2 protein-coding genes are annotated in these 9,433 nt (G+C 34.4%); one reads left to right on the top strand and one right to left on the bottom strand.

Translation table 11 applies throughout. The annotated features are described in order from the left end of the window. Positions 1 to 91: 91 nt before the first annotated feature. Positions 92 to 7,957 carry a T9SS type B sorting domain-containing protein gene (locus tag GQR98_RS13290; RefSeq protein WP_159019917.1) on the bottom strand — a complete coding sequence of 2,622 codons (7,866 nt, stop codon included), beginning with the start codon at positions 7,955 to 7,957 and terminating at the stop codon, positions 92 to 94. Between the two features lie 480 nt (positions 7,958 to 8,437). Between GQR98_RS13290 and GQR98_RS13295 the strand changes: the two genes are divergently transcribed. Next, entirely contained in the window at positions 8,438 to 9,286 is an 849-nt protein-coding gene (locus GQR98_RS13295; RefSeq protein WP_159019918.1) for a methyltransferase domain-containing protein, read from the top strand. Positions 9,287 to 9,433 lie beyond the last annotated feature (147 nt).

Genomic DNA, 9,433 nt, shown 5'->3' on the forward strand with positions numbered 1-9,433 from the left:
CTTTAATATGTAGCTACGAATTTTATTGTGAATGAAATATTTTAAAAATTAGATTTTTATATATTTTAAGAAGGATTTAAATGATTGATTTTTATCGTTTTAAAGTAAAATGGCCTTTAAATTGACGATGTTTTTGGCTAAAAAGTTCTTGGAAATCAACGGTATACCAATAATCAGAAGATGGCATCGGGTAACCTTTAAAAGTACCATCCCATCCTGGGCCAAATGGATCTAAAATATTTAATAGTTTTCCATACCTATCATAAATGTAAATAGAAACATCTGTTTGGAATTCTCTAGATATGCCCAAAGGCTGCCATGTATCATTAAAACCATCTCCATTTGGTGTAAAGAATTTAGGGATACTAATAACCGAAATTTTTTCAGAATCTATACCACAACCATTTTTATCTCTAACGTAAATGGTGTGCAATCCGCCTTCTACATTATTAAATATATTACTGTCTTGGTATGGTCCAAATTCGCTGTCTATAGCATATTCATTGTCTCCAATACTATTCTCGTTAAGATAAACAGTAACAGTTTGTATGTCCATAGCATCTATAATATCTACGCGATCTATGGTTGGTATAGTTGAAGGTGAAACAATAATATCTCTTGTTTTCGAACAACCTTCTAAAGATGTTACAGTTACGCTATATGTTCCAACTTCGTTAATTTCAATTTCAGGAGTTGTCTCATTAGTGTTCCATAAATAAATGAAATTATTTGTAGAACCCGTAATTAAACCAGCGTCTAAGCTAATGGTTTCGGGGTAGGTGTTTAGACAATAAATGGTTTCTTGTGCAACTTCAATATTTGGTAAGCTATTTACAACTAGTAGAACTTCTTCAATATAAGAACAACCTTCGTTATTTTCAACACGAGCGTAAATGGTTTGAGAATAAGCCTCAGTATTTTGATAATTATTTGCTAATATATCTAGTTGCTGTTCTGCATTGTGATAAGTTTCATAATAAGCGACATCAAAATTTTCAGGTGAATTTATTAAAACTTGAGGAGACGCTAAGCTTAAATCGAAGGTGTTTAATCCGTCTTCAGAATTTAATTCATCACAAACATATAATATGGCTGGCGTTAATTCTATAAAACTACTATTTAAGGTTAGCGTTGTAGAATCAAAACAACCGGTAGTGTTATCAACTACTTTTACGTAAATGGTTTGCGGATTTGTTGTGTTTGTAAACGTTGCGTTTTGTTCGTTGGAATCATTATCTAATTCGCTTTGAGATAAGTAAAAATGAGTTGTGACGTTATTATTGTTTCCTGTAACTTGATTGTCATAATCATGAAGGTTAAATTGCATTAATCCATCGGCAATACCTGTATAATCACATTCTGTAATTGATGTTGCAATTACGTTTGGTAGAGGTAACTCTTCAACTTCGACATCAAATGTACCAATACAGCCATTGCTGTCTTCTAAAGTTACGCTGTATGTTCCTGCAACGGAAACCTCAATGGATTGCGTGGTTTCTGTTGTGCTCCAGGTATATGTTGAGTAATTTGGCCCCATATCTAAAACCACAGAAGTACCCGCGCAAAAGGTTGCTTTTGTTAATGTTGGTGGTGTAATATGAATAGTCTCAATATTGAAACTCGTAATATTATCACATTTATCGGGAACAGATACTCGAACAAAAACAGTTTGCGAATTTGGATTTACGTTTTGATGTACTGTTGGGTTTGGAATTTGGTTTTGCTCCAAATTAGCATCTATTCTGGTATTGAAATATCTAAAAGTAGCTCCAATTTCGGTAGTGAATAAGTTTTCGAAAACCGTTAAATCGAATATAGCATAATCATCTAAATCATCATCACAAGATTCTAGTATTTCGGTAACCGTTTCCACGGAAGTGTCCGCCCTATGTTGTATTTCCACGGAAGTGATATAGGCACAACCTAAACTGTTTTGCACACGAACATAAACATTGTGGTTATTATTAGGGATGGTGTAAGCACCAGAAAGAGCTCCGTTTTGGTTTTCGGCATTGGTTTGCGAATTGTAATATTCAAAAACTAGGTTCGCTGTGTTTGCAACTACTAAAGTGTTTAATTCAGTAAGGTTAAAGCTGTAATTACCATCGAAATCGGTATCGCAAATTTCATAAGTATTCGGCGATAACTCTATAAAACTACTATTTAAGGTTAGCGTTGTAGAATCGAAACAACCGGTAGTGTTATCAACTACTTTGACGTAAATGGTTTGCGGATTTGTAGTGTTTGTAAACGTTGCGTTTTGTTCGTTGGAATCATTGTCTAATTCGCTTTGCAATAAGTAAAAGTGAGTTGTAACGTTACTGTTGTTGCCTGTAACTTGATTGTCATAATCATGAAGATTAAATTGCATTAATCCATCGGCAATACCAGTATAATCACATTCTGTAATGGATGTTGCAATTACGTTTGGTAGAGGTAATTCTTCAACTTCAACATCAAATGTACCGATACAGCCATCGCTATCTTCTAAAGTTACACTGTAAGTTCCTGCAACGGAAATTTCAATGGATTGCGTAGTCTCTGTCGTGTTCCAGGTATATATTGAGTAATTTGGCCCCATATCTAAAACCACAGAAGTACCCGCGCAAAAGGTTGCTTTTGTTAATGTTGGTGGTGTAATATGGATAGTCTCAATGTTGAAATTCGTAATATTATCACATTTATCGGGAACAGACACTCGAACAAAAATAGTTTGCGAATTTGGATTTACGTTTTGGTGTATTGTTGGATCTGGAATTTGGTTTTGCTCCAAATTAGCATCCATTCTGGTATTGAAATATCTAAAAGAGACTCCAATTTCGGTAGTGAATAAATTTTCGAAAGCCGTTAAATCGAATATGGCATAATCATCTAAATCATCGTCACAAGATTCTAGTATTTCGGGAACCGTTTCCACGGAAGTGTTTGCTCTGTGTTGTATTTTCACGGAAGTGACATAGGCACAACCTAAACTGTTTTCTACTCGAACATAAACATCATGGTTATTATTCGGGATGGTGTAAATACCGGAAAGTGCTCCGTTTTGGTTTTCGGCATTGGTTTGCGAATTGTAATATTCAAAAGTTAAGTTAGTGGTGTTTGTAACAACTAAAGTGTTTAATTCAGTAAGGTTAAAGCTGTAGTTACCATCGAAATCGGTATCGCAAATTTCATAAGTATTCGGCCATAATTCTATAAAACTACTATTTAAGGTTAGCGTTGTAGAATCGAAACAGCTAGTTGTATTATCAACTACTTTTACGTAAACGGTTTGCGGATTTGTAGTGTTTGTAAACGTTGCGCTTTGTTCGCTGGAATCATTGTCTAATGCACTTTGCGATAAGTAAAAGTGAGTTGTAACGTTGGTGTTGTTTGCTGTAACTTGATCGTCATAATCATGAAGATTAAATTGCATTAATCCATCGGCAATACCTGTATAATCACATTCTGTAATAGATGTTGCAATTACGTTTGGTAGAGGTAACACTTCAACTTCAACATCAAATGTGCCGATACAGCCATCGCTGTCTTCTAAAGTTACGCTGTACGTTCCTGCAACGGAAACTTCAATGGATTGCGTGGTTTCTGTCGTGTTCCAGGTATATGTTGAGTAATTTGGCCCCATATCTAAAACCACTGAAGTGCCCGCGCAAAAGGTTGCTTTTGTTAATGTTGGTGGCGTAATATGGATGGTCTCAATATTGAAACTCGTAATATTATCACATTTATCTGGAACAGACACTCGAACAAAAACAGTTTGCGAATTTGGATTTATGTTTTGGTGTACTGTTGGATTTGGAATTTGGTTTTGCTCCAAATTAGCATCCATTCTGGTATTGAAATATCTAAAAGTGGCTCCGATTTCGGTAGTGAATAAGTTTTCAAAAGCCGTTAAATCGAAAAAGGAGTAATTGTTTAAATCATCGTCACAGGCTTCTAAAGTTTCGGTGACAGTATTAACATTGGTCGATGTTCTAATACTAACATTAACTGCGGCAACAGCCCAACAACCAAATTGATTTTCCACTCGAATATATACAGTATGATTATCATTTGGAATGGCATAATTTGTCGTGTTAGAAATAGCTCCGGTTTCATTTTCAGCATTTGAGAATGAGGTGAAGTATGTGAACAATAGATTCGTTTGATCTTGGATAATTAATGCATTTAAATCGCTTAAGTCTAGCGTGAAAAACCCGTCGAAATCGGTATCGCAAATAGTATGGCTGCTATCAATTAATTTAGGTGTGGCGAGTACCTTTAAAATAACGCGACCTATAGAGAAACAACCGGTTAATGGATTATCGAATCTAACAAAAATATTATCGGTTTCTGAAGCTGTATTATGATTTTCGGGGGTTGAAATTAGAAAAGCTGTATTAGCAGTTTGTGCGCCTACTTCATCGGAATAATAAGTAATGTCAAGCCCTGTGGTATCGGCTAACATAGCCGGAATGGCAGTGGTTAAGTCAAACTCTTCGGAAAGGTTAAAATCATCGTCGCAAGCTGTAAGTTCGGTGTCGTTTACAGCGATAGGAAATGTAAAATTTAAGGTTGTTTTAGCAATTGAAAAACATCCCGTGGTTCTATTTGTAACCCTGACATAAATAGTTTGAGGAACACTAGTAATTAGATATCTATATGAAATTGCTCCGCTGTTATTAATAGCATTATTTTCTGAAGTAAAATAACGGAATGTATGGTTTATCGGATCGGAAATGATAGCGTCATGACTTAAACGCAAGTCGTAATATTCGCTGCCATCGGTAAAGTTATCGCAAACGGTAACATCAATGTTGTTAACTACTGGTGCGGAAATTAAGCTGAAGCTAATGGCTCCAGAAATATCGCAACCATCTGGCGCGGAAAGATTAACAAATAGGGTTGTGGTGTTTGTAATATTCGCTGTAGTTATTGGTGTGTTTTTGTTGTTTGCATTATCTAAACTGTTGTAATACGTTAAATCGATGTTGTTTTGAGTTCCAATTATCTCTGAGTTGAAATTGGATAAATCAACATTGTTTTCAATACCGTCATTTTCAAAATCACAAAGACTTAGCATATTAGATCGTAAATCGGGTATGGAAACAATAGTTATTTCTATTTCGGCTGTGTTATAGCATGTTGTGGTTGTATTGTATAAGCGAACAAAAACGGAATGGTTAGATGTGGCTAAATAATTTTCAGGTGTTGGTATTTGGGTTGTTGGATCTCCTGTTTCGGCTTCTGCTTCAGTATTGTAAAAAGAAGCTTCATAGTCTATAAAATTTGTGTTTACATCTGGTAAAGCATCGTTTAGGTTAATTAATTCTTCATTATTGTTATCACTATCACAAGCTTGAATTTCGGCGTCGTTTGTAGTTATTATTGGATAAAAATCGAAAGTAATATCGGTTTCTGTTGTACAGCCGTCTGGTGTAGTTACAAAGACGTTAATAACTCGTGTTGGCCCAATAATGTTGTAGGTTTCTGGTGAGCTAATGTCTCGTCCGTAAATGTCTTCATACTCGAAAATGGCACCTGTTTCTGTAGTGATGTCATCTTCATATTGAGTAATGTTATGTACTTCTCTGTTGTTTCCAAATTCGTCACAAATAGTAGCTAAAACAGGATTAAGAAGTATCGTGGTTTGAAAATCTAGATTAACTTCTTCCACTGTAAAATCGAGTTCTGTTCCTTCAAAAACTAATGCAATACGAGCGTAAAGTGTTGTAGGTGCGGTAATATTTATTTCAGTAATGGCGCCAGTATTAGCGTTGGCATCGGTTTCTAAAATATGATATGTAACAATCATGTGTCTAGAATCATCAAAAGTAGAAATTAAGCTATCGTCATATTCGCTTAATGTTACTAATTCTTCGGAATCGTTATCGGTATCACAAATTTGAAAATCTCCATCAATAGCTCCTCCAGAGAATCCAACCGACTCTAATTCGATGCTTCCTATGGTGATACAACCAGAATCTGTATTGGTGAAAACAACAAATACTTCGGTTTCAGGATTGGTAACCCCAAAATTAGCAGGATCACTTATTAAACTGCTTGGGTCTTGTATTTGTGCTCCATTTTCAGAATCGTAATATTGAACAGTAATACCTGTTAAATCGGTGACCATATCATTGATAGATGTGGTTAAATCGAAAATAGTTCCCGTACTAACTTGGTTATCGTTTTGGACGGTTACACCATCAATATATGTGAAATTTATAGGAAAAACTTCAACACAACCATTTGATGTGTAAGATCGTACCCAAATTTGAGAAGCGCTATTTAAACGGTAAACTTCGGGGTCTATAGGATTGCTCGTGGCATCTGGATCAAAAGGATAAATGTTTCTTTCCGCCCAACTTTCATAAAGGTGATAACTAAAGTTTAAAGCCGCGGTATTGTTCGATTGTACATCTGTTTCATGTTGTGTTAAATTGTAAATAGCAATATTAGAACAAAGTGTCACCTCAATAGGTGCAACAACGGGAACAGGATTTAGAACTATGGGGATTTCTACAATATTTGGGCAAGATTCATCCGGTTGAAGCGTTAAGCGAACAAAAACAGAATCGCCATTTGCTGCGGTTAGATTGGTTTGCGGATTTAGATTGTTTTCAGCTTCATTTTGATTTAAATGATAGGAAAGTATAGCGCTAGATTGGCTACCAATAATTTGCGTGGTGTAATCGGAAAATGTTATAATTTCTGAATTATCATTATCTACATCGCATTCTGAAATTTGAGAGAGTTGTGAGGTTGCTAATTCTTCTAGATTAACGGTTAATGTACCTAAATCAAAGCAACCAACACCACGTTGTAATCTAACATATATGTTTTCTGTTGAGGTTGTTAAAAGGTAGTTTTCTGGAGTAGGTATAGGGTTGGTTTCGTTTTTTGCATCGTCTGGAGAATTATAGTAATTCAACACTAAACCAGTTTGTGTGCCAACCATTAATGGCGCATAGGTTGTTAAATCTATAATTTCCTCTCCAACCAAGTTAATGTCGCACACGGTTTGCTCATTGTCTATAGCTATTGGGTAAGAGAAATCAATGGTAATATCTATAGTGTCTTCTAAAATAACATCGGTGCCAATACACATATCATAAGTGACTCTAGCGGTATAACTTGTAGATTCTTCTGGGCAAATGGTTATTTGATCGCCTGTTGCAATGAGTGTGTTGCTGGCATCTCGCCATTGAACAACTGTTGTCGGAATTCCGTTTGGTGTAAACCGCCAAGCTTCATTAGTGGCGCTCCATATACCAGAATTTCTATCGGTAGGCGTTGTTGCTGATGTTCCATCTTCATTTTGAATTCCTATCAAAGCATTTTTTCGATAAGCTCCAGATGATGTTTCGCAATTTATTGGTTTGTCCTTTATATAAACATCAATAATATTCGAGGTTTCGTAAAGTACAATTTGAGTTGTAGATCTTGTGTTTTCGCAGTTAAAATGGTTTAAATTTTCGTAACTAATAACAAAAGTACGTTGCGGAGAGGTGCCTGTAGTATAGGTTTTAATTTCGCCACATTCGTTTTCTGGTGTGCTCGGGTCGTCGGTGCAGCCAAACACATTGTTATCGTTTGTTAAATCGTGATAAGCACCAAATATAGCATTGGTTGGCATGGATGAGTTTGGTAAACTTCCTGAAAAATAAGGGCTATCGGCAAGAGCAAGTGCTGTATTGAAGCTTATTAGTCCATTATCTCCAAGAATAAAGGAATTGAAGCCTTCGTTATAAAAACAAAAATCGAAAGGTAATGGTAAAACAGAACTCCATTTATCGTCGGCAGAAACGGTTACCAAACTTTCGTTAGTTAAACCAGATAAGTTAGTAAAAGGTATATTGTTTACTTCGTAAGAAGTAGTTTCGTAAATGGTAGTGTAATTGGCTTGTAAAACAAAGCAGCGATCGGCATCCGTGGGATAATCACAATCTACCAAAATATCTGTTAAACCTCCCACATCGCTAATTTCAATTGAAGGGGTAATATTTTGTGAAAAAAGAATGGTTGGTAATATCAGGGATATAAGGAGGGACCTATAATGCCACATATAATTATCTTGATTGTTAAAAAAAAATAAATATATGGAAAATTAGATTTAACAAAGCTTTAAGTTTTCTTTGTTCGACGTATCTCGTTTTATGGGTGTTGTATTGAGTGGTATTTGTTTTATTACTGAATTTAAAAAAGTAATATTGAAACAGAAATCTAAACTATTTTTTAATGCTACAGTAAGAGATGGAAAGCTTTAGGTTTCAGGCTTAAAAGAATAATGAGTATAACATGTGTAGTGGTTTTTGATTAATCAGGATAGTTAATTTGTAGTATTTTGTTATTATTGTACAATGTTATCCAAACCAATATAATGGAATTAGAGGTGTTTAATTAAATAAGTAATTAACTCTAAAAATAAAGTTGGTTTGAATAAAAAGTATATTATATGATAAAAAAATTACGATCTATTATTTTACAAGTTCTATCATTTACCATTGGTAATTTGTTGGTTTTTTTGTTTCCTGAAAAGGCTAAGAAATTATCAGAAAAAGGTATGACACTTGTTATGAAGAATAATTTAAGTATCTCTGAGCGTTTAATGCGAAATGCAATTTTAAATAAAGTTGAGAGTGAAGCAGATAATGACACTTTAGCTACTTTGCACCAAAATTTTTGGAAAAATCAAGGAAGCACATTTTTTTCATCTACCGATGATAGTTTTAATAGTCACTTTTTGCCTAATTGTTCTTATATGTTTGATTTACTCAAACAAGAGTTATCTAAAGAGCCAACAACGTATACTAAACTTGTAGAAATAGGTACAGGTAATGGTAATGTTTTGAATTATTTAAGTTCAGAATTTCCTGAAATTGAAAGTTTTATTGGTCTTGACCTTAGTAGTGATCAGGTAAAGAATAATAAAGAAAAATTTGCAAATAATGACAAGTTGGAATTTATTGCTTCTGATGGTCTAGAGTGGGTTAAAAATTACGGTGAGCATAATACTATTTTTTTAACTTCTGGTGGAGTTTTAGAGTACTTTACTGAAGATCAATTAGAAGTTCTTTTGAAAGAAGTATTTGGTTTAGGCAAAGTGTATTTTATTGCTATGGAACCTAATGGGCTAGATCATGATTTTGAATTAAATCCAAATTCTCAGCTTTATGGACATGAGCGTTCCTTCTCTCATAATTACTCCAAGCTTTTTAAAAATGCAGGATTTAGAATATGGCATATGTCTCATAAGGATTGGAATGAGCAATATATTCAATGTCTTGTAGGTGCAAAAAGTTAAATGCTCTAAATTATCCTTTTTACTGCGAAAAAAGCATTTTATAGGAGTGTTTGTTTTGAATGTTGCATTTTAACGTTAATAAATACTGCAAAAAGGAAATTATTGTTGTTAATTAAAATAGTGATTATTTTTGATTTGTAATACTAT

Source organism: Algibacter sp. L3A6, assembly GCF_009796825.1.
GTDB lineage: Bacteria > Bacteroidota > Bacteroidia > Flavobacteriales > Flavobacteriaceae > Algibacter.